Origin of the sequence: Alicyclobacillus sp. ALC3 (genome assembly GCF_028751195.1) — a bacterium.
Lineage (GTDB): Bacteria > Bacillota > Bacilli > Alicyclobacillales > Alicyclobacillaceae > Alicyclobacillus_L.
The window spans coordinates 1,179,878-1,199,966 of record NZ_CP066784.1; the positions used below are offsets into that span (position 1 = coordinate 1,179,878).

Annotated in this window: 23 protein-coding genes and 1 riboswitch; of the genes, 12 read left to right on the top strand and 11 right to left on the bottom strand. The window is 56.3% G+C overall.

Annotation, left to right across the window (positions count from 1 at the left end; genetic code table 11):
• Positions 1 to 32: 32 nt before the first annotated feature.
• A riboswitch (cyclic di-GMP riboswitch) is annotated at positions 33 to 119 on the top strand.
• A gap of 30 nt (positions 120 to 149) precedes the next feature.
• On the top strand, positions 150 to 326 hold the full coding sequence (locus JC200_RS05735; protein ID WP_274435232.1) for an anti-repressor SinI family protein: 177 nt from the start codon (positions 150 to 152) through the stop codon (positions 324 to 326).
• A 404-nt stretch (positions 327 to 730) separates the two neighbouring features.
• Here the strand turns inward: JC200_RS05735 and JC200_RS05740 are convergent, their stop codons facing one another.
• The 4 genes from JC200_RS05740 to JC200_RS05755 form a co-directional block, all read right to left on the bottom strand.
• Positions 731 to 1,558 (bottom strand): FTR1 family iron permease, encoded by an 828-nt coding sequence (locus JC200_RS05740; protein WP_274435233.1) that lies wholly within the window; start codon positions 1,556 to 1,558, stop codon positions 731 to 733.
• Positions 1,559 to 1,873: 315 nt separating this feature from the next.
• Positions 1,874 to 2,575, bottom strand: coding sequence for a DUF4277 domain-containing protein (locus tag JC200_RS05745; RefSeq protein ID WP_274435234.1), 702 nt, complete (start codon positions 2,573 to 2,575; stop codon positions 1,874 to 1,876).
• An 861-nt stretch (positions 2,576 to 3,436) separates the two neighbouring features.
• On the bottom strand, positions 3,437 to 3,715 hold the full coding sequence (locus tag JC200_RS05750) for a hypothetical protein (protein WP_274435235.1): 279 nt from the start codon (positions 3,713 to 3,715) through the stop codon (positions 3,437 to 3,439).
• A gap of 109 nt (positions 3,716 to 3,824) precedes the next feature.
• Positions 3,825 to 4,073 (bottom strand): hypothetical protein, encoded by a 249-nt coding sequence (locus JC200_RS05755; protein ID WP_274435236.1) that lies wholly within the window; start codon positions 4,071 to 4,073, stop codon positions 3,825 to 3,827.
• 117 nt (positions 4,074 to 4,190) lie between these two features.
• Between JC200_RS05755 and JC200_RS05760 the strand changes: the two genes are divergently transcribed.
• The 5 genes from JC200_RS05760 to JC200_RS05780 all read left to right on the top strand — a co-directional run bounded on the left by JC200_RS05760 (position 4,191) and on the right by JC200_RS05780 (position 8,994).
• Complete coding sequence (locus JC200_RS05760; protein ID WP_274435237.1) at positions 4,191 to 4,460, top strand: helix-turn-helix transcriptional regulator; 270 nt, start codon at positions 4,191 to 4,193, stop codon at positions 4,458 to 4,460.
• Positions 4,461 to 4,493: 33 nt separating this feature from the next.
• Positions 4,494 to 4,931, top strand: a complete 438-nt coding sequence (locus tag JC200_RS05765) for a hypothetical protein (protein WP_274435238.1) — start codon at positions 4,494 to 4,496, stop codon at positions 4,929 to 4,931.
• Between the two features lie 12 nt (positions 4,932 to 4,943).
• Complete coding sequence (locus JC200_RS05770) at positions 4,944 to 5,453, top strand: hypothetical protein (RefSeq protein WP_274435239.1); 510 nt, start codon at positions 4,944 to 4,946, stop codon at positions 5,451 to 5,453.
• Positions 5,454 to 5,549: 96 nt separating this feature from the next.
• Positions 5,550 to 6,374, top strand: a complete 825-nt coding sequence (locus JC200_RS05775) for an SDR family oxidoreductase (protein ID WP_274435240.1) — start codon at positions 5,550 to 5,552, stop codon at positions 6,372 to 6,374.
• 55 nt (positions 6,375 to 6,429) lie between these two features.
• Positions 6,430 to 8,994 carry a YfhO family protein gene (locus JC200_RS05780; protein ID WP_274435241.1) on the top strand — a complete coding sequence of 855 codons (2,565 nt, stop codon included), beginning with the start codon at positions 6,430 to 6,432 and terminating at the stop codon, positions 8,992 to 8,994.
• Here the strand turns inward: JC200_RS05780 and JC200_RS05785 are convergent.
• The 3 genes from JC200_RS05785 to JC200_RS05795 all read right to left on the bottom strand — a co-directional run bounded on the left by JC200_RS05785 (position 8,960) and on the right by JC200_RS05795 (position 13,741).
• On the bottom strand, positions 8,960 to 10,141 hold the full coding sequence (locus JC200_RS05785) for a S1C family serine protease (RefSeq protein ID WP_274435243.1): 1,182 nt from the start codon (positions 10,139 to 10,141) through the stop codon (positions 8,960 to 8,962). The genes JC200_RS05780 and JC200_RS05785 overlap by 35 nt on opposite strands.
• A gap of 89 nt (positions 10,142 to 10,230) precedes the next feature.
• Positions 10,231 to 12,228: a dynamin family protein gene (locus tag JC200_RS05790; RefSeq protein ID WP_274435244.1), complete on the bottom strand. Its 1,998-nt coding sequence runs from the start codon at positions 12,226 to 12,228 to the stop codon at positions 10,231 to 10,233.
• Positions 12,188 to 13,741, bottom strand: a complete 1,554-nt coding sequence (locus tag JC200_RS05795; RefSeq protein WP_274435245.1) for a dynamin family protein — start codon at positions 13,739 to 13,741, stop codon at positions 12,188 to 12,190. The genes JC200_RS05790 and JC200_RS05795 overlap by 41 nt, the downstream gene beginning before the upstream one ends.
• Before the next feature lie 174 nt (positions 13,742 to 13,915).
• On the opposite strand from JC200_RS05795, the gene JC200_RS05800 reads away from it, so the two are divergent.
• From JC200_RS05800 to JC200_RS05810, 3 genes are all read left to right on the top strand, one after another.
• Complete coding sequence (locus tag JC200_RS05800) at positions 13,916 to 14,293, top strand: hypothetical protein (RefSeq protein ID WP_443111901.1); 378 nt, start codon at positions 13,916 to 13,918, stop codon at positions 14,291 to 14,293.
• Between the two features lie 83 nt (positions 14,294 to 14,376).
• Positions 14,377 to 15,474 (top strand): tetraprenyl-beta-curcumene synthase family protein, encoded by a 1,098-nt coding sequence (locus tag JC200_RS05805; protein ID WP_274435248.1) that lies wholly within the window; start codon positions 14,377 to 14,379, stop codon positions 15,472 to 15,474.
• Between the two features lie 42 nt (positions 15,475 to 15,516).
• Positions 15,517 to 15,939, top strand: coding sequence for a DUF2269 family protein (locus JC200_RS05810; RefSeq protein WP_274435249.1), 423 nt, complete (start codon positions 15,517 to 15,519; stop codon positions 15,937 to 15,939).
• Here JC200_RS05810 and folB read toward each other — a convergent pair.
• The gene (gene folB, locus JC200_RS05815) at positions 15,936 to 16,301 is read right to left on the bottom strand and encodes a dihydroneopterin aldolase (RefSeq protein ID WP_274435250.1); all 366 of its coding nucleotides are present in this window, start codon (positions 16,299 to 16,301) and stop codon (positions 15,936 to 15,938) included. The two genes, JC200_RS05810 and folB, sit on opposite strands and share 4 nt — an antisense overlap.
• Before the next feature lie 122 nt (positions 16,302 to 16,423).
• Between folB and JC200_RS05820 the strand changes: the two genes are divergently transcribed.
• Positions 16,424 to 16,873, top strand: a complete 450-nt coding sequence (locus tag JC200_RS05820) for an OsmC family protein (RefSeq protein WP_274435251.1) — start codon at positions 16,424 to 16,426, stop codon at positions 16,871 to 16,873.
• 4 nt (positions 16,874 to 16,877) lie between these two features.
• Here the strand turns inward: JC200_RS05820 and JC200_RS05825 are convergent, their stop codons facing one another.
• The 3 genes from JC200_RS05825 to JC200_RS05835 form a co-directional block, all read right to left on the bottom strand.
• A complete protein-coding gene (locus JC200_RS05825; protein WP_274435252.1) occupies positions 16,878 to 17,744 on the bottom strand; it encodes a YihY/virulence factor BrkB family protein in 867 nt (288 codons plus the stop codon).
• Positions 17,745 to 17,775: 31 nt separating this feature from the next.
• A complete protein-coding gene (locus JC200_RS05830) occupies positions 17,776 to 18,753 on the bottom strand; it encodes an RluA family pseudouridine synthase (protein ID WP_274435254.1) in 978 nt (325 codons plus the stop codon).
• Between the two features lie 127 nt (positions 18,754 to 18,880).
• Complete coding sequence (locus JC200_RS05835) at positions 18,881 to 19,129, bottom strand: NifU family protein (protein WP_274435255.1); 249 nt, start codon at positions 19,127 to 19,129, stop codon at positions 18,881 to 18,883.
• A 129-nt stretch (positions 19,130 to 19,258) separates the two neighbouring features.
• Here JC200_RS05835 and JC200_RS05840 point away from each other — a divergent pair, with 129 nt between their 5' ends.
• Together JC200_RS05840 and JC200_RS05845 are read left to right on the top strand one after the other, a co-directional pair.
• Complete coding sequence (locus tag JC200_RS05840; protein ID WP_274435256.1) at positions 19,259 to 19,882, top strand: hypothetical protein; 624 nt, start codon at positions 19,259 to 19,261, stop codon at positions 19,880 to 19,882.
• On the top strand, positions 19,879 to 20,085 hold the full coding sequence (locus tag JC200_RS05845; protein WP_274435257.1) for a DUF378 domain-containing protein: 207 nt from the start codon (positions 19,879 to 19,881) through the stop codon (positions 20,083 to 20,085). Before JC200_RS05840 ends, JC200_RS05845 begins: the two co-directional genes overlap by 4 nt.
• Positions 20,086 to 20,089: the final 4 nt, after the last annotated feature.

Genomic DNA, 20,089 nt, shown 5'->3' on the forward strand with positions numbered 1-20,089 from the left:
GCCATACAATTACAAAAACAGCGTTGGCATCGCTCTGCCAACGGTAAACCTGACTGAAAAGCAGGGGCACAAAGCCACAGGTCTTCGAGGAGTGTCCTCATGACGGCTGGGCTGCCAGATGCACCGACGCACTGTCGGAGGAGTCAGACATGGACGATGTCAATGAAGGGCGTCTTTGCGAAGGTGAACTGAAAGAAAGAGAGGGATTGGATGAAGAGTGGATTGAGCTAATCCAGCAAGCTCGCGCACTTGGACTCAGCAAAATTGAAGTACTCCGTTTTCTACGCATCCGACTTTTATCCCTGCAATCCCAGACTGAGGGATAGCACTGACCTGACCAGCACAACTGCCCCTCCACCTCGTGCACCGTGCACACGAACACATCGGCACCGGACCTGCCACAGTGATCGACAGTACCGTGCAACTTTGCTTCTGTATCTGCCTTCTATCGAAAACAGAACAGCCGTCTTGCCAAGACGCGTTCTGAGCAAGTCGGCTGAGAAGAGGTGTCATGATGAAACAGCACGAGCGTTTTGCCGTCTGCATCTACTGTTACGAACATAAATTGAAATGTGAGATGGAACAAGTCTTTCGGACAGGCTTCATTCGATTCGACCATGAGGAGTACCCACTAGGCGTATGCCAAACTTGCAGCAAAATCCACGACAATGGAGCAAAATCGGAACAAGCTAGTGCAATTCGCCTATCACATTCATGAGCGCTAACGATTTCACCGCGCTTGCTTGCTCGTCCTTCGCACGGGCGTCGGTCGGTGCCAAAAGAAGCGAAGTACAAGCGCGATGTAGATCATGTAAGCAGAGACCTGTAACAGTGACGGTTCGGCCGCATAGCCGAAGAATGAGTGCAAGATGTCGCCAACGGTGGAGCTTTCGCTGAGCCACTCTGTCGTATTCCACAAAGGCAGCTGTGTCGGCAACCAATGGAGTTGCTGAAACCCTTCAATCCCGTCCGCTAACAGTCCTGCAGCGAACAGCATCAGCAGCGTCCCCATGACGTCAAAAAACCTCTTTAGATTGATGCGCCGCCCGGCAACGTAGATCAGGTAGCTGAGCCCAAGCCCGAACATGATACCCACAAAGGCGCCAAGGGACAGCTGTACAGCACCTGTATGAAACGCGATCGCGATCATAAACACGACAGTCTCCAGACCTTCTCGCCCCACCGTCAAAAATGCGATTCCGGCGATTGCCCACGTGGACCCGGCCGTCACGGCGTCTTCCAGGCGGGCATTCAAGTTTTGTTTGATGTTCTTGCCCTGTCGGTTCATCCAAAGAGTCATGTAAGTCAAGACACCACAAGCGATGAAATACGTGACACTCTCAATTCGTGTCTGTAAGGCTGAGCCGTCGTAATTGCGCAACGTTTGAAAGACGACAACGCCACCCACCAGCGCGACGAAACACGCGGCGGCGACCCCGATCCACACGTCTTTGAAGCGGTCCCTGCGGCCAATTTGACGCAAGTAGGCCAGCATGATGGAGCAGATCATGGATGCCTCTAATGCCTCACGAAAAAATATCAAGAAAGCTCCCAGCACAACGCGCACTCCTCCCCTAGTGAAACCTTGGCCCCCGTGACACAGCATGGCATGACACGGCATGACACGACACGACACGACACGGCATGACACGGCATGACACGGCATGACACGGCATGACACGGCATGACACGACACGGCACGACACGACACGGCACGACACGGCACGACACGGCATGAGCTCTGTTGCCCGATAATCTTGACTGCAGTAGTCACCTTTCACACGAGCAGTATACGGATAGGACAGACGAACGTCAATAATTAGTTTTACCTAACTACGTGAATTCACGAATGTTATTAACTGAAATATCTGTCTTATATGCATCTGAATCCATTCTCCACTTTCAATCTGGTCCTTGTAAGGATGGAGCACTTGTTCATCTGAAACCCGTTTGTCGTCCCGGTTATCCGTGAATAGGGCAAATCTTTCTCCAGGCATCCCGTCCTAACGTCCGATTCACAGTTGTAGGCAGCCTTACGCGCCTTCTCAATCGCCTTGGTCGTGGTGTCTTGCTCCCGCCCCAGCACATCCTCCAATTTGTGCTCTTTCTGAGGCGTCATCCCCATCGAGCGAACCGCGATGAATCGGTATGTCCGCCCATACGACTTGCGGCGAAACGACTGAATCTTGTAGGTCGTGGCGAAGCTTGAAAGCCTTTGAATACCCGCGTGCGATTGCAAAACTATCCTGATTCGAATCGCTCTGATTCGAAGTGTTTGGCTCCGTGTGAGTGGTGTCATGTCCGCATGCACAGGTAACAAGTCATCGAACTGTTCGATGCTCCGCAGTTTCTTGACTGTGGCTAGGGCGATTTGTGGATACACTGTATCGAGGTCAAGATCGTACAGGATGTCGAGGGCGCGGCCAGGCGCGTCATTGTTGAGGTCAGCGAAAGACACACCATCACCGAGCAGGACTTCCACATCGCGCTCTTCATAGAAGTTATGCAGAGTTGCAACGGTCAAATTGTACGCTAAGACGCCGAAGGTGACATAACTCGATAGTTTCGTGATCAAAAAGTGCGCTGTATTCGCAAAAAGGGTGATTGCAGCCGATTCTAGACGTCACAGCGCACTATATGAGCGTTAATTCCCCCAAATCTCAGCTTCCGCCGTCCGCAGCGATCATTTTGCGCACTGTCACTTGGCAGTCGCGCTCGGTGTGACGGTCGTGATCAAAATGGACGCTATGCAGAGTTGCAACGGTCAAATTGTACGCTAAGACGCCGAAGGTGACATAACTCGATAGCTTCGTGATCAAAAAGTGCGCTGTATTCGTAAAAAGGCCTGATTCTGCCGATTCTACTCGTCACAGCGCACTATATGAGCGTTAATTCCCCCAAAACTCAGCTTCCGCCGTCCGCAGCGATCATTTTGCGCACTGTGACTTGGCAGTCGCGCTCGGTGTGACGGTCGTGATCAAAATGGACGCTGTGCAGAGTTGCAACGGTCAAATTGTACGCTAAGACGCCGAAGGTGACATAACTCGATAGTTTCGTGATCAAAAAGTGCGCTGTATTCGTAAAAAGGCCTGATTCTGCCGATTCTACTCGTCACAGCGCACTATATGAGCGTTAATTCCCCCAAAACTCAGCTTCCGCTGTCCTCAGCGATCATTTTGCGCACTGTCACTTGACTGTCGCGCTGGGCGTGACGGTCGTGATCAAAATGGACGCTATGCAGAGTTTGAGTTGCAACGGTCAAATTGGACGCTAAGACGCCGAAGGTGACATAATTCGATGGTTTCGTGATCAAAAAGTACGCTATATTCGTAAAAAGGCCTGATTCTGCCCATTCTAGATGTCACAGCGCACTATATGAGCGTTAATTCCACCAAATCTCAGCTTCCGCCGTCCTCAGCGATCATTTTGCGCACTGTTACTTGCCCACGGCCCATCGCCCACGGCCCATCGCCCACGGCCGGGACCACGCAACTCCGCAACGATTAGCGACGCCTGTGTGGTTGAGCCCCCAACCCATATCGAGATCCCGGCGCACGGCCCGGCGCACGGTTCGCCCCCGCACGGTTCGCTCCGGCACGGTTCGCTCCGGCACGGTCCTGCCCCAGCGCAACTTCCAGACTAAGCCCGCTGCAGCGTGCTCCACCGACCCATACTGCCAGGCCGCCGCGCGCGGGCGACCGCCCCGATACTGCAACGCCAAGCCCGCTGCAGCGCAACTTCCGCTTCCTACGCCAGCCCGCGCCGAATGACCTCCTCCACGATGAAGGATGCGACCTCCGGCGCCAGGGTGCGTGGACCAAAGCCTACATCGTAGCCGAGTTCGATCGCGATCCCGACCGTAGGCGCATCGGCGCATCGGCGCATCGGCGCATCGGCGCATCGGCGCATCGGCGCATCGGCGCATCGGCGCATCGGCGCATCGGCGCATCGGCGCATCGGCGCATCGGCGCATCGGCGCAGGCGCCGATGACCGTGATGTGGCGGCCAATGTTGTCGCGGATGTACTCGTTGACCTCGTAGAAGTCCACCACCGTCTTCTCGACCTTCGGCACCTGTATATGCGGTCCGATATTAAGTCATACTTAATTTTCGACGTATTTCATCATAATTTTTCTTATTTCAGCAGGAAAGAAATCTTTCTTCACGAATTGACATTTAGGGTGACAAATATGCACAAGACAGTGCTAAAGCAGGTCCTGGACGACAACGGACTGAAGCAGACGTGGGTGGCGAAGCGTGTGGGGGTAACCGCGCCAGCGCTCAATCTGATTGTGCATGGAAAAACGCTTCCAACCCTGCGCACCGCACAGAGGATCGCGCGACTGCTGCGGACATCTGTTGACGACCTCTGGCCGCTTGAAGAAGAACTTCCAACAGCCGGTGTTACCCGAGACGCCGACCGAGCAAGAGGTAGTCCCACAGCATCTGGAGATGGGTGATGCAAGCATCAGCTAGGAACGGGGGTAAGGAGTATGTCGAGTGTCGAGACGGTTGCGCTACATCCTGACGGGACCATGGGAAGCGCGGGGGCAGCAGAAACGCTGACTGAGGAAAACACGGAACAGAGCACTCTAGGGGCCGATCGATATTTTGCTGAATTGCATGCCGGTCGCTCCACCCGTGTGAAAGCGTCTATCGCAGAACAGTCGCGGCAGCGCAGAATGACTCTCTTGGCCATCGCTCTGTGCACGGCGGCGTTGTGGGGTCTAGCTTCTCAAGGTGCACAAGTCGCGCAACTGAATCAGAGTGTCAGTTTGTTGCAGTCCCGAGTTACAGCAGCCCAGAGTGCGAACGAATCACTGTACAGTGAAATGAATCAACTCACCTCTGCTCCGCATATTTTGAGCCTAGCAAAACAATTGCATTTGAAGTACGCGACAGTAACGCTCCAGGTCCCCTTGAAGGCCTGAGGAGGCAGACAAGTGAAGCGAACCCGGTCCAGCAGGCTCGGACAACCGGTTGACAGACCTGGCCACGTGGAACATCCGCGGCGGCGACTAGCGACGTTGCCAATCTTACTCGTTATCGTCGTCGCGGCAGCCATTGGGTTTGACGTCTGGAGTGGACAGCGAACGTTTCACGTCTTCGGACAGAATATCCCGGTTGCCGCCGTTGACAGCGTTGTGGTCAAGCCCGGACAGACTAGCGGAGTCCGCGTTCCGCGTTCGGCGTTTGTCACTGTGACACAACGCGGGCAAGTCCTTCAACTGCTCAATTTACTGAGTCAGGCAAGGCCGCTGAAAGAACGTGTACCATCGACGACAAACATTCAAACTCACCTCGTGCACATCAACATTCACGGTCGACGCTCCGTCGTCTGCACTCTGTACCGCACTCATCAGTTTCCTCTTCGCATGATTGCGCTCGTCTCCCAACATACGTACGTCACCCCGAGTGCGCTTGGTCGCGTCTTACAGGCGCTTGTTCACTAAGGCAGCCGCGTCGGCAAATACGCAAGCGCACGGCGCACGTGATATGATAGAGCCACCGTACACGTTACAGAACGGCAGAGGAACGGGGGCGGTGCATTGAACACGGGGCGTATAGCACTCATTACCGGCGGTAGTAGTGGCATCGGTGAAGCTTACGCAGCACACTTCTTAGAGACTGGCGGTCGAGTTGCATTACTCGGCCGATCCCCCGAAAAGTTGGAGCAAGCAACTCATCGCCTCGCAAATGGCTTGGGTTGGACAAACATCGAGGCGGACACCCACATACGCCGGTACAGTGCTGACGTGCGTGATGCTGACCAGGCAGACACTGTGGTCAGCGACGTAATGGATGCGTATGGCCACCTGGATGTTCTCGTGAACAACGCCGCGGGCAATTTTCCATGCCGCGCAGAGGATTTGTCTACAAACGGTTGGAATGCGGTCGTTCAGATTGTCCTCAACGGCACTTTCTTTTACTCCCGGGCGTTCGGTCGGGCTCTCATCGCGGCCAAGCATCCCGGTGTCATATTGAACGTCGTCGCATCCTACGCATGGACTGGCGGCCCCATGGTTGTCCATTCTGCAGCAGCAAAAGCAGGCGTCGTTGCCATGACGAAGACACTTGCAGTCGAATGGGCAGAACACCAAATTCGCGTCAACGCGATCGCACCTGGGCCAATCGCTGACACCGGAGCCGCGACACAGCTGTGGCCCACAGAGACAGCGTATCAGCAAGTGTTGAGGAGTATCCCCGGCGGCAGATTGGGGACAAAAGAAGAAGTAGCACGAGCGATGGGGTGGCTGACATCTGCAGAGAACACGTACTTAACTGGGGAAATCCTTGTGCTGGATGGCGGCCGAAGTTTAGGGAAAGCCGCCTTCTCACCCACGCGGCCTTCGCCAACATCAACCACACCATGACCTGCCCGCAAAGGAAACGGGCAGTTCATCTGATTGTAGGAGTGACGCGAGACCGATGACGTTGAAGGCAGTTTGGCGCAAGCGCCTCACCTCACATGTATCCACAGTATTTATGCTTGCCGTGGCGACTGCACTCGCCTATCCTACCTGGTTGTCAAGCGAACCGATGGCTCTCGACGATTTGCAGCAGTTGAATGCCCCCCAACGCGGTCTATTGGCGTGGTTTTATCAGCACGGCCACCTGCCGCTTTGGAACCCATTCAATTTTGCAGGGCAACCCTTCCTCGCTGCAGGACAATCCGGACCGTTTTATCTGCCAAATGTAGTGTTCTTACTCCTCCCCCTGCCAACCGCGATGAAGGTCTCGTATTTGTTCCACGAGTTGCTCGGTTCCATCGGTATGTATGCGTTGTTGTGGCGTGTGACCAAACATAAGTTGGCGAGTTTCGCAGGGGCCCTCGCGTTCATCACATGCGGGTTTTTGCTCGGCCACGAGATTCATACCCAAATGTTTGACGCGTTCACGTGGATTCCGTTGTGCCTTCTCTTTTTGCAACGCATTCTCGACCGGCCGACCAGATTAAATATCGGTCTCTTCGGTGTGTTCTTCGCCATGGAGATTTACGCAGGTCACCCACAGGTGACCTTCTACTTATGTCTGATGATCGCTCTGTACGCGATATATTACAGCGTGTACCACGCGGTCCGTGCAAAGGCTTGGCGAGTCGGACTTCGCCACTTGCTGTATCCCATTCTAGGGGTCATGCTCGGACTTGGGCTGTCCGCTCTCCAATGGGCCCCTACACTCGACCTTGTGAACTACTCAGACCGAGTGGGTGTCAACTCTTCATTTTTGTTGCTAGGCACGCTTCCAATCAGCGGTTTAATCCAGTTCCTCAGTCCGTTCCCCACTGGCGGAGGCTACACAGGTATCGCTTTTTCGGCTCCGGCTTACCTCAAACTGTTTCACGTTGGCGTCTACTGGGAGTACTTTCCGTATGTTGGAGTCATCTCGTTGACTCTGGCGACCGCAGTGCCGTTCAGCGAATTTCGGCGGATTCCATCGACAGTGTTTTTATTTTTGTCGGCCGTGTTCTTTACTGCACTCGCGGAAGGCTATCACACCTTTCTCAAGTATATCCTCACGGATGTCCCCGGTTTTAACTTCTTTCGCGTACCTGCTCGGTACACCGGACTGGCTGACATTTTGATCTGTGTTCTCGCAGCCATTGGCATTGTCCAGTTGTGGCGAGGCAACAAACGGCTTCGGACCATCACGGGATTTGTCGCCTTGGGCTACGCCGCAATTCTGACTGCGGTGCGACTGTTTGGTCCCCTGCGCCTTGCCCCCGCCCCAGCCTATTGGGTCGTGCTCGGCGTCCTTGTTGGTATAGCTGTTCTTTGTCTCTCCGTGCCCTGGCAAAACTTGCGTGCCGTACGGAATCCCAAGGTGGTCGCCGGCACCCTCGCTGTCCTTATGGTCGCGGACGCAATGATGCAAGGCGTCTCGATGTCTACACTTGTCCTCCACCGCTTGTCCGGCTATACATACGAGTCCCCTGCAGCTGTGTATTTGCAAAAACGCCTCCTGGGGAGTCCGAACAACCCGTACCCATTTGAACGATTCGCAGCACTAGACCAGTCCAGCCTGTCCCAGGACCGAGTTCTGACTGATCGCATCCCTGCCCTAAACGGTGAAGACTCACTGGTCCCGCAGTGGTACACCAGTACCGCAAACTTAACCTGGGATGACACGACCATGCTGGCTCAGCCGCTCTCGGTGTTCAACTGGCTAGACGTCAAATACGTCACAACTGCGCCTGGTGATGCCGTTTTGCCGATGGTCTCGTACGCCCCGGAGAGTTGGTCTGACACAATTGCAAAACTACCGTCTGGCCCTTCATCTCTGGCGATTTCCGTTTCATCTCCGTGGACTTCTGTCAATGTACCGATTTTCTCGGTCACGCTCGAAAGTGGCACACAGGCACTCTCGCAGACTGTGAGCGGTTCCGCAAATGGCACCTATGTGGTGGCAATCCCTGCTGGTTGGCCGCGCAACACGCCGACCAAGGTGCGCATCAAGGACGAAAACCGAGCGCAGTCGATCACGATTAACTCCCTGCAAGTGAACGGGTTTACAGTGCAGGCTGCCCCGGTCAAGATTAACCAGACCTTGGCTCCGCCGGCCTGGAAAGTGGTGTACGAGACGCCGCATGTATGGGTTTGGAAAAACCCCAATCCGCTTCGCGCAGCCTGGGTCACACCCGACTCCCGGGCGCCTGGTTTGGCATCGAAAGATCGAACGAAACTGGTACAGTGGTCACCGAACCAGCAAGTGTGGGACACGTCCGGGGCGACGGGTGGGTGGTTCGTCCTGTCGCAGATGTACGATCCAAACTGGACGGCCACTGTGAATGGCCGTCCAGCACAAGTCGCTATGATTGGGGGCTTTTTAACCGGAGTCCGAGTGCCTGCGGGCAACCACCAGATTACTTTGCACTACCGGCCGCAGGCTCTCGTCTACGGCATGTGGCTGACGCTCATCGCCGCGGTTGTCCTCGCCGTGCTGCTGCTGTTCGGCCGCATCAGGGGATTTTCCAAGCGCCGAGCGTCACGTTGAGTGTCATCTTCTTGCCGTGTCGCAAGATGTCGAGGTGGACGACGTCTCCGACGGCGTATTGAGAAATATCCGCCGTCAACTGTGCGACACTCGTGACGGGTTTGCCGTTCATCGCCGTGATGATGTCCCCGTCTCCAACCGGATTGTTGCTGCCGCCGGTGTCGCCGTGCAGTCCGGCTTTCGCCGCAGGGCCATTCTTCACCGTTGATATGACCAGAATGCCTTGCCCGACCGGGAGCTTAAACTGCGCTTGAAGACCGGGGTCAATATTCACAGCTTGAATACCGAGCCACGGATGCGCAATGGTCTGCCCCTTTAGCAACTGCGGCAGGAGTCTCCTGAATCGGTCAATCGGAATCGCGAAACCGATACCGACAAAACCTTGTACGGGGCTTTCAATTGCCGTGTTAATTCCCACCACTTGGCCAGCGGCATTAAACAGTGGTCCACCGGAGTTCCCCGGATTCAGTGCTGCGTCAGTTTGGATTAGCCCGCTCATCTCGCGTCCACTCTGAGACGGCATCGAACGGTTCAAACCGCTGACGATGCCTTCAGTGATGGTCGCAGTTAACTGGAACGGGTTTCCGATGGCCACGACCGGTTGCCCTGGCAGAAGGGTTGTTGCAGTTCCGAGCGACAACGGCTGAACACCCTTGGGCGGATTGATGTGCACAACAGCAAGGTCATCAAGCGGGTCCGTGCCGACCACTGTGCCTTGATAAGTGCCGCTTACGCCAGTTACTGTCACATGTTTTTGACCATTTACGACGTGGTTGTTCGTGGCGAGGTCGCCGGCGTTGTTGATCAAAAAGCCGGTGCCAATGTCTTCAGTCGGACCATTTTTGCTATTTGCTCCAGTTACAACAGTGATTGTAAAGATGCTTGGACGCGCCGCCTTGTAGATTGCGACGGCATTGACCGCACCACCGGAAGTCGTAACAGCAGCGGTTGTCCCTGTCGGGCCGGAAAGGACCTGTTCTTGTGGAGGCAACTGCAAACTTTGCAGGACATGCGCCTCAAAGCCTCCACCGACTACCATACCGAGGACGAACAGGACGACGCCGACCGCGACCGCACCGGACCGTCCGCTTCGCCTGCGCGAGGACTGGAAATCCCAATCGTCAAAGTCTTGCCGCCAGCGTGCCATGCGTATCCCTCCCCCCAACCTATATGTCTCTCATCATACCTGATCACCCACAGAGCGCAAAGGGCAAATGGTCACCCTGCGCCGTCACCCTATGCCTGGCGATACTGTGTAAACCACTCGTCAGCGTGCTGCCAGGCAGCAAGTCCTTCCTCCGACAGCTCTGAGGTTGTCGTCGACAAATGCAGGGACAACTCTGCCATGGCAGTGTCAATGATGTCAGCAGCCCCCGTTCGCCAGTGTTGGCGTTTTGCGTCGGTGACGTGCTGCAAAATCCGCCCCAATTCTGCGCGGATTTCCTGTGTCGCAATCTCCTCGACATCGACTCTCATCGTCTGCTGCCCTTCGCCCTCGAAAAACTGCCGAGCGGATTTAAAGTGAGTGAAGGCTGGGACGAAGGCGCGCGCATCGACAACTGCAAACTCAGTTTGAACTGCACTGTCGTCACGTTCTGGCTCCTGTGCAACAGCAATCGCTCCCCCGCCGACCTCGTCAAGTTCGACTTGCAGTGTGTCCCGCCACCTAGACAGTGCGTCCGCCGTCTGACGCTTGATTCGCAAGGCGAAAGTGCGCGCCTCCAAGTCAACCTGGCGCGACAATGTGGTCGCCAATTCAGCTGCAGCGTCCATCAACGCCTCCCGAATCCGGCCACTGTCACGGAAACGGCCCGGGTGAAAGGCCTCGCGAAACAATTCCCCCAACCGCAGGCGAATGCGCTCGCCGGCGTGAAACGACAGTTCATCCCAACCAGCGGCCAGTGACCTCTCAATCTCACTTGAACCTTCTGCGACCTGACTGCGCAGCGTCAAAAGGCGGGTGTTAAGCTGGGAACAGGCTTGTGCGCGCTGTGCTCTGGCTGCTTCGTCAGTTTCCCGGTTCTTGCGCACAGTCAACCAGCGAGCGTGGACTTGCCGCCCGACCTGACCGAGCACTCGGCCTACAGCGCTCTGTGCCAATTCCAGCCGATTCTCCTCAGAGACGCTTCTCAGGGACTCCGCCAGCTCCGGGACACCTGACCGAGCGAGAAGTGCTTGACCCTCAGGGAGTGTCTCACCAGCAGCCAGGCCAAGCCGTTGCGACGCGAGTTGCTGAAACTGAGGTTGGTCGGGGTTAATCGCGAGCTGCGCCCCAGCGAGCGCTAACTGGCTGGAAACTTCAAACACACGTGGGCGTCTGATCCCAGCCTGTCGCAGCTCGCTTTCAACCCGCTCGCGTACGGCCGCTCGCTCTTCGTCCGAAACCGCCAGGTCAACTGCGTTAATCACGACAAACAGCTTGTCTGTCTTGAGCACGTCTTGCACGCCAGCGAGTTGTAACAGGAAATCTTTGTCCGCTCGTGAAAATGCGTGTGTATAGTACAGTACAAACATAATCGCGTCCGCACGACTCATGTACCGGAACGCAACGTCGGTATGGCGCCGATGAACAGAGTCGACGCCTGGCGTGTCCACCATGTCAAACCCGTCTTGTAGCAGAGTCGATGGATGACTCACGTCGACTTGTTTGAGGAAACAGGCGATCCGTTCATCGGCTGTATAGGCTCGCAGCTGCGCGCGCGAGACAGGCCAGCTTGTTCCCAGTCGCTCGCGCATATCTGCATAACCGCTGGCCACAGCCTGCAGAAAAGCAGCCGGCCGGCGAGCCGGCACGGGAAGTTGCGGCAGTTTTAGTGTTGTGGCGACGTCGAGTGCTTCCGCCATCGTGGCAGCCGGTCGGTGCACCTGATTCAGGGCGTCTTCGACATCCTCCCAGAGTTCGTCCACAGTCTTTGCTGTCACTACGACTTGCGTTTCCTCATCCGCTGTCAGTCGAGTCACAGCTGCAGTAGTCGGATTCGGTGATACTGCCAATAATGGGTCTTCCAGAAGGGCGTTTAAGAGTGACGACTTGCCCGCCGAAAATGCGCCAAACACTGCGACCAAGCGGCGCGAATCGAGCATCCTCCGCCGGACGTCGTCGAGTTCCTTGTGCCACTGCTCAACCTCAGACAGGCCGTCAAGGATGTTCAGAGCCGCATCAAGTTCATCCACCAAGCGGCCAAGAGATGCTTCATGACAAGTTCTGTCTGTTGTAGTCGTGTGCTCGCTCATCGGTCGCCCCCTGTTTCGCGAGTAGGTTTTCCTCATCTGTCTGGCAGAGCGTTGCAACTTGTCGTGCTCGCTCCGTTTGGACTTCCAGCCATGCCCCTACAGCACTGTGTTTCTGCTCCACCTCTGCCAGGTCAACAGCTCTTTGGACCTGAGCTTTGTCGAGCTGCTCAAGTTCTGCAGCAAACCACTCGTCGAGCCAATCGCCTAGTCTCGCGCTGAAGCGTCGTTTCAGTCCTGCAACAACGTCCTTTACGTACTGGTACGAGTACTCCTGTGAAACGAGTGCTCCGGTTTTCACCTGGTTTTGGCACTCTGCGAGACTGACTTCCACATCTACCCGGTCCACACTGCCAAGCCACTTTTCGTCTGCCCAGTCAGCCGCGTGCACCATGCCGCGAAGGTGCCCTTGCAGCGGCCAAACCAAGAATGTTCGCGTCCGGTCTGCGAGGTCGTTTACGAACTTCTCCAGACGACGCGCTCGCTCGCTCTCTATTTTTTGTTGAGTGCTGAACCAGCCGCTGCGAAAGCCTGGCCGCGAACTCTCAATATAAGCACGGCCAAGCTCGGTTGTCCCGTACGGAGCAATTTGTGCCAAATCGACTTCGCGGACGAGGTTTTGCCGCTGTTCCTCCTGGTGGGCCAAAATCGCATGACGTTCGCTCTGCAGTGATGTCTCTAGCGCTTGCTTTTCCCGGGCCAGGTCAGCCCACCACTGCTCAGCTTCCGCGGTATCATACGGGATCACGCCAAAGGCCTCGCGGACTTGAAGGTCGATGCCCAAGCGTTGTTCAGCCAGAACGCTATCGACGTGCTGTTCGACAAGGTCGTGCAGCGATCTCAGAACCCTCTCCCGGACCCACGCATCGCTGTGGGCGCCAAGGTCGCGCACAGCCCTCTCCAGCATCGCGAACTGATTGTAGACTGAACTTCGCGTAGAGGTATAAAACACTTGTTCCGCGTCAATCTCCCAAGTTTCCAGCGCTCGGTCAACACCACTTTGAAACTCTTCAAAGGGAAGTTCGAAGTCCAAGTGCTTATCGACCTGATTAATTACGAACCACACACGCTTGCCCTCTGATGTCAGCGTATGTGCGAGTTCCAGGTTCGCCTCTGCTTCGACATGCTGATAGTCGGCGACGAGCACCACAACGTCAGCCCTGTGTAACACTGCTTCGGTCGCTCTTTGATGTGCCTCGTCGGTCGAGTCAATTCCCGGCGTGTCGTACAACAGCACGCGTCCCTCAGTGTCCCGCATTGCAACTTGTGCGACTTCTGATGTCGTTGGCACTGCTCCGGTTTCAAGTGCACCGCCGCCTAGGAGCGCGTTCAAGAGACTCGACTTCCCTGCGGAAAACAAGCCGCAAAAAGCTACGATCACTTGTGGCGAAGGAGTTTCGAACCGTGCGCACAAGTCACCCACGCGATTCGCTATCTCCTCATCCCCCGCCTCTAGCAACGCCGATTGTACGCTTCGCAAATACGACAGAGTCGTCAACTGCTCCGCTGAAATCATAGGCCTCTCCCTTAACCGTAAACTGATCCACCGTAAGACGAAAAATCCCCCTACCTGCCATCATACCACCTCACTCCCATCTCGTGTGCCGACCGAGGACAATCGTCCATCCTCCCCTCCCCTCGCAGCCATAACATGCAGAGAAAAGTCGTCAGGAGGTGAGGAATTGTGCAGATGAATACACTCATCAAGGTCGGGTCACTCGCGTTCGACGTCGTACAAGACGAAAAGATCCGCGCGCTCGCCACAATGGTCCACCATGGTGGTCGACGGCGCGGTCTATGGGGACAACCGCCGTCCACTGGCAGCAAAGCGGCGGTCGCCAAGCCGGAACCCCAACCTGCAGAACCGAGCGCGCCGAAGGAGAAATCCAGCGGCGGTAAAGCGCCAGGCCGCATCCGTATTCCCTTTGAACTGAATCCAGGGGAACGGCTGCCGTGGCAGACGGGCGGTCCAATGTTTGGGGTTCCGCTAGGCAAGTACGTTAAGGGCGGCAACGGGAAAAAGGCCATGCACTACGCTGGGACTCTCGGCAAGATGTTGTTAAAGTGAATGGCGGTTATACTAAGCGTACGACCGTAGCGCCTCGGTTGATCTACGGTCACACCGAGGCGCCCATTCCGAGGAGGGTTCGTTTGGATTTTGCATCGACTGCACGGCCACTCGGCGTAGACGACTGTCCGAACCAACCGTCGCGTTTTCTGTACAGGCTGTTTCGCACTGTCCTGCCAAAGGCACGGCACGCCCTGTCACACTGGACTACAGAAGCTAGTCGTATCCCCGACACCGAGTTGCGCCAGCAGGCCCTCGCGAGTCTGCGGGACAAACGCTTCCACGCCGACGGAGGCTGCGTGTTTGCAGCAGCCGCAGACAACGCTCAGGCTGAACAGATTGTTGAGGTCATCGTCGCACTACAGACAATCAGTGACTACCTGGACAACCTCTGTGACCGCATGAACGTACTCGACGAGCGTGACTTCCGGCAGCTTCATCACGCGATGCGCGACGCAGTTCGGCCTAATGCTCCACATCAAGACTACTATGCGCTGCACCCGAATACTCAGGACGGCGGATACCTCGACGCGCTCGTCGACACGTGTCAGGTTCAACTCGCCTCGATGCGGCGTTATCCCTTGATTGCACCGCATGTCGAGTGGTTCGTCGAGCGCTACTGTGAACTGCAGCAAATCAAGCACATCGACCCGCAAAACCGTCATGCCCGTCTCGAAGCGTGGGCTGCTGCGTACGGGCAGGAGTTTCCAGACATCGAGTGGTGGGAGTTTGCTGCGGCAACGGGATCGACTTTGGGCATGTTCGCGCTCATCACGGCCTCGCTGACAACACAAAGCGACCTCGCTGAGGACGGCCGGCAGATTGTGCAGGGCTACTTCCCATGGATTTGCGGGCTGCACATTTTGCTTGACTACGTGATTGATGTTGAAGAAGATCGTCGAGAAGGAGACTTCAACTTCATCCTCTGCTACACCTCAGAAAAAACCGCAGTTGACCGGCTGCGGGTGTTCGCGAGCAAAAGTTTGACAGCGGCCAAGCATTTAGGACGACACAGCGCGATCCATCAGCACGTCGTCTTGGGGCTGATTGGCATGTATCTGTCTGACGAAAAGGCGCGGCGCCAGCCGATTGCCCGCGCTGCACGGCGCTTGGTCTGGTCGTTTGGTCCGACAGCCTGGCTGTACTACGCGGCGAGTGTGGTGTACCGCGTGGTCCGCTGATATGCCTTGTGGGAGAGAGTTGAGCGTTGAGGAGGAGAACACATGCCTGCAGTGCTGGTCCCCTTCATTGTCGTCCATGTGTCCGCCGTGATAGCGAAGTTAGGCGTGTTTTTCCGCATCCCCCGGCTTCAGTCTGTCGCAGAGGTTAACGGGTTCCTCAAGCGTTACAAGCCGTACGAGCGAACAGCAGACTGGATACTGTGGGTCACCGGGGCCGGGTTGCTCTACTTCGCGAGTTGGCAGATGCTGCGCCAGACTTGGATGATTGTGTCGATCGGTTTGTACTTGTTGGTGTTCGTGATGGTTCGCTACGCACTGATGAAAGAATTGGAAAAAATCGCTTCAAGCAAGAAGTTGCTCGCAACCGACGAGTTAAAACGGTTGCGCATCAACAACTGGTGTGTCGGCATCATTACTGTGGTGTTGCTCGGAGTCATTGCAACCCTGATGATGACCAAGCCCTAATCTGTACGTGTTCGCGACACGCGCACTCCTGCGGTCGCAAATACCCCAGCAATCGGAGCACCGGGTTTATCGACTTGCACACTGACACGCGCTACTGCCGGCCAATCCGTGAGTACGTCTTGTGCAATCAAGGCAGCCAAACGCTCTAACAGTCGAACGGGTGGGCCCTCAACCCGCTCGCGCACCCGTTCAAAGACACGTGCGTAGTCGACCGCCTCCGCGAGTTCGTCAGACTCGCTAGCTGCCCGATAGTCACCTTCCATTCGCATATGCACCACAAATCTCTGTCCAAGCACCTGCTCTTCTGGCATAACACCGTGACGCCCGAAAAACTCCATTCCCTTGAGAAATACTTCGTCCATAAAACCGCCTCCATCTCATCGAATTATCAAACGAATCTGGAAAAATTTCTCCCGTGGCGGTACAATGAGGCCGAACTTACCCTGCACAGCTCCAGCGTGCCTGAAAAAAGGAGAGACCGCAAGTGGGAACAGTCTTGACCTACAATGTGGCGACGACCTGGGACAGTAATCCGGACAGCATTGGTACCATGGTGAGCTCAGGGTTCACGCTCGACATCAGCAGCCCTGCGGGTCTCGGTGGACCCGGTGTCGGCACGAACCCGGAAGAACTGCTCTTGGCGGCTGCCGCAGGGTGTTACCTCATCACGCTGCGAACCATCCTGGACAATCGCGGCATTCAGTATACCCAGATTGATATGTCATCTCGGGGCTTTGTGGACAACGACCACGGCCTTCGTTTTGACCGCATCGAGCACCATCCACTGATTGTACTCGAGTCGGTGTCAGACGAAGCTCAGGTCAGGAAGTACGCCCTGCACGCAGTGCACGCATGTATGGTATCGACTGCCATCCGCGGCAATGTCTCCGTGACGGTCGAACCGCAGGTAAAAGTGCAAACCACGACCGCCTAAGAGCTCAGCTTGGGTTGGCGTGGGATTCCACGACGTGTTCGATGGCAGCTGCGACTTCTGCCCCAAACAGCATGAGAATACTCGCCATGTACATCCAGATGACGAGTAGCATGACCGCCGTTAAACTCCCATATACGACCTCATAGTTTCCGAGGTGAGAGGCGTAAGACACAAACAGCGCCCGGCCGAGGTCGAGGGTCAGCGCTGCGACAAACGCACCCGGCAGGAGGTACAGCCAGGGTGTGTTTCGTTTTGGCAAGTAGCGGTAGAACACCAAGCAGCCGAAGAACAGCGAGATTGGAAAGACGACGCGGGAGACTGCGTGAATGACCAAAAACAGCGGCGTAACCGCGACGTGATGTCGCATCGCGCTGTGCTGCACGACAGGCGTCACCCCCATCGCGATGGCAGAGCCAACCGTGAACAGCAGGAGCACGAGCAGCATGCCAAACCCCATCAGCCTGCGCCCTAGAAATGAGCGCTGTTCGTGCGTTTCCCAGATCACGTCCATGGCCTGCTGTACGGCGATAAATCCACTTGTGGCGGACCACGATAGAGTGAGTACACTGAGAATCCCGACACGTTCGCCGATGTCAGCGAGCCGCCCGAGGTTGAGCGGCGAGAGAAAATCAACTGCCGGAATTGACGGAAAATACGGCCGCAACATCTGAGATACGACTGAGCCAATGTGAGCGGTAGGAATCAACACAGAAGCTGCGTAAATCATCAGCGCGAGGAGGGGGAACAGCGAGAAGAACGCGTAAAAGGCAATCGTGGCAGCCAGAGACGCTGTGTCGTGTTTAGCGATCGCGACAACCAGGCGAATGATCACTTGTCCCGTCACTGTCCAAACCCTTCTACCCTCTGTCATAGTCCCCCTCCTCGAGCAAGTCGACCGCGTCTCACACCGGGGGGAGTCCGGTCAGAGCGAGCAGTTGAACAAAATCTTGCGGCAACGGGGCGACTTGAGAGACCCACTCGCCTTCGTAGGGATGCCAAAAGCGGAGTTCCACAGCGTGCAGGGCGTGTCCGTGCGTCATCAGCACTGCCGTCCGACTGTGTTCAGTTCGCAAATCCTTGTCAGTCCGAGGCGCGCCGTACAGCGCGTCGCCAACGACCGGGCAACCAAGCGAAGCTAGGTGTACGCGGATTTGATGTGTCCTTCCAGTCTCCAACATACACTCGACTAAACTGACCGGGTGCCGATTCACCTGTGCGACAGCCAGTACCGAGTAATGCGTGCGTGCAGTGCGCCCCGTCGCCGAAACCCTGTAACGCCCGGCGACGTGCCGGTCGCGTCCGATTGGTTGGTCGATTACGCCCTGTTGCGTTGGCAAGCGTCCGACGACTACTGCAAGGTAGCGGCGGTGAACCTGTCCTTGCTGCAGCAGTTGGTCGAAACTGCGCGCTGCGTACTCGTGCTTGGCGTACAGCACTGCACCTGTTGTATCGCGGTCCAGCCTGTGCGCGTGGCGCACCCGCAGCTCCTGTCCCGTTTCTGCATAGTACGACGCGACCCGCTGCAACAGCGTGTCCGTATCTGCGGGAGTCCCCGGGTAGACGAGGACGCCAGCGGGCTTATTGGCGATGAGGGCGTGGTCATCTTCGTAAAGCACGTTCAACGGCGAGACATTGTTGAACGGGATCGGAAGCGGCTCTTCTTCGACTCCACCTTGTAGCCAGACCACCTGGCCTTGGCGCAGGATGTCGCCCGGAACGGCTGCAACAGACCCAGCTCGTACACGTCCTGCACTGAACAGACTACGCACGAATCCGTCCGCTAAGAACAGTTGCGAAGTGAGCAGTGTGTCAATCGCCTGCCCCGCAGACCGGCCGTCAACACGAATCCGTAGGGCGTTTTGAACTACATCAACGCGCATCGCTGATCCTCGTTTCTGTCCTGTGAATCAGGCATACTGTGTAGTGCCAAGCGCTCCAACACAAATACGCGGCACAGTTGTGCCACGCATCTGCAAAAGAGCTTCAATTGTGTCTCCACAGAAAGCCTCAGTAGGCCTCGACAAACTCGACTTCCGGAACCGCGTGCTTAATGGCGCGTTCCACACCCATTTTCAGGGTCATCATACTTGCAGGGCAACCCACACACGCGCCCGTCAAATTCACAAACACCGTTTTGGTGTCACCGTCATAAGAGACAAACTCCACATCGCCGCCGTCCTGCTGAATCGCTTCCCGAATCTCGACGAGCGCAGAACTCACGCGACCTTCCACGGAAACCTGTGCTTCTCCAGACATCTTGCCACCTCCCGACACCTGTAGCATACTCCATGCTTCACGGTGCCCGCAACCACAATCGCAGTGCCGCCGTCCGCGTTTGCACCATACGATAATACTGAAAATATGAAGCGAAAGGACGGGCTTCCCATGCAACGACTAGAGCGGTTCAAATGGATCCCGATGCTGCTGCGCGCCTGGGATGAGGCCCGCGAGCGCACCGAGGCCGAGCGCAGAGGGCGAATAACAAGCCCGGAAGGTGAGACGGAGATGGGAGCTGTGTCGGCGCCAGCGAAGTCGACACGTTCACAAGGGAAGTCGACGAACAGAGATACAAAGGCGATAAGGCCGCCTGTGCGCCGCGCCGCGCCGCCGGTTCAGAGCCTGCCCCGCCCTGCTCGCGGCCGCAAACAGGACGTGCGCACGCGCATCCGCAAGTCGGACTACCAAGCAGTCCTCCAAGAACTGCGCGAAGCGAAAAAACAACTCGGTCAGCTTGACTCAATTCGCCATCAACTTGACGACTTACAAGCGTGGTTTGAAACGCGTATGGCAGCAGCGGAGAAAACTGCGGCCAAGCCGGTCAATCGGCCAACCCCGCCATTTGAAATGCAGATGCCAGGACAAATGCAGCTGCCAAGTCCACCTCTGCACGTCATGCCGTCACAGGGAGCAACTGTCGGACATCATCCACAAGGGCAACAAGTGTCTTCAGACAGGATAGGTCAAGAGCCAGGGAGACATACTGAAGCGCAAAAGGAGGATGCCGATTGAGTCGAACTGCGCTGGCGTTCGCCATTCTCGGCGCGCTCAACTGGTTGTGTGTCGGGCTCTTTGGAGTGGATGCGATTGCACTAGCCTTTGGCGGTCCAATCAGTACCGTCAGTCGGACCCTATACGTTGTTGCAGGTCTCGCCGGCCTCTCCGCGCTAACGATGCTGGCACCGCAACGGCGACGCAGCAGAAGATACGACTGACGTT

What these genes read in the sequence shown, in the direction of transcription:
- JC200_RS05735 (WP_274435232.1), top strand. Translation starts at nt 150, where the DNA reads ATGGACGATGTCAATGAAGGGCGTCTTTGCGAAGGTGAACTGAAAGAA.
- JC200_RS05760 (WP_274435237.1), top strand. Translation starts at nt 4,191, where the DNA reads ATGCACAAGACAGTGCTAAAGCAGGTCCTGGACGACAACGGACTGAAG.
- JC200_RS05765 (WP_274435238.1), top strand. Translation starts at nt 4,494, where the DNA reads ATGTCGAGTGTCGAGACGGTTGCGCTACATCCTGACGGGACCATGGGA.
- JC200_RS05780 (WP_274435241.1), top strand. Translation starts at nt 6,430, where the DNA reads ATGACGTTGAAGGCAGTTTGGCGCAAGCGCCTCACCTCACATGTATCC.
- JC200_RS05785 (WP_274435243.1), bottom strand. Translation starts at nt 10,141, where the DNA reads ATGGCACGCTGGCGGCAAGACTTTGACGATTGGGATTTCCAGTCCTCG.
- JC200_RS05790 (WP_274435244.1), bottom strand. Translation starts at nt 12,228, where the DNA reads ATGAGCGAGCACACGACTACAACAGACAGAACTTGTCATGAAGCATCT.
- JC200_RS05795 (WP_274435245.1), bottom strand. Translation starts at nt 13,741, where the DNA reads ATGATTTCAGCGGAGCAGTTGACGACTCTGTCGTATTTGCGAAGCGTA.
- JC200_RS05800 (WP_443111901.1), top strand. Translation starts at nt 13,916, where the DNA reads ATGAATACACTCATCAAGGTCGGGTCACTCGCGTTCGACGTCGTACAA.
- JC200_RS05810 (WP_274435249.1), top strand. Translation starts at nt 15,517, where the DNA reads ATGCCTGCAGTGCTGGTCCCCTTCATTGTCGTCCATGTGTCCGCCGTG.
- folB (WP_274435250.1), bottom strand. Translation starts at nt 16,301, where the DNA reads ATGGACGAAGTATTTCTCAAGGGAATGGAGTTTTTCGGGCGTCACGGT.
- JC200_RS05825 (WP_274435252.1), bottom strand. Translation starts at nt 17,744, where the DNA reads ATGACAGAGGGTAGAAGGGTTTGGACAGTGACGGGACAAGTGATCATT.
- JC200_RS05830 (WP_274435254.1), bottom strand. Translation starts at nt 18,753, where the DNA reads ATGCGCGTTGATGTAGTTCAAAACGCCCTACGGATTCGTGTTGACGGC.
- JC200_RS05835 (WP_274435255.1), bottom strand. Translation starts at nt 19,129, where the DNA reads ATGTCTGGAGAAGCACAGGTTTCCGTGGAAGGTCGCGTGAGTTCTGCG.
- JC200_RS05840 (WP_274435256.1), top strand. Translation starts at nt 19,259, where the DNA reads ATGCAACGACTAGAGCGGTTCAAATGGATCCCGATGCTGCTGCGCGCC.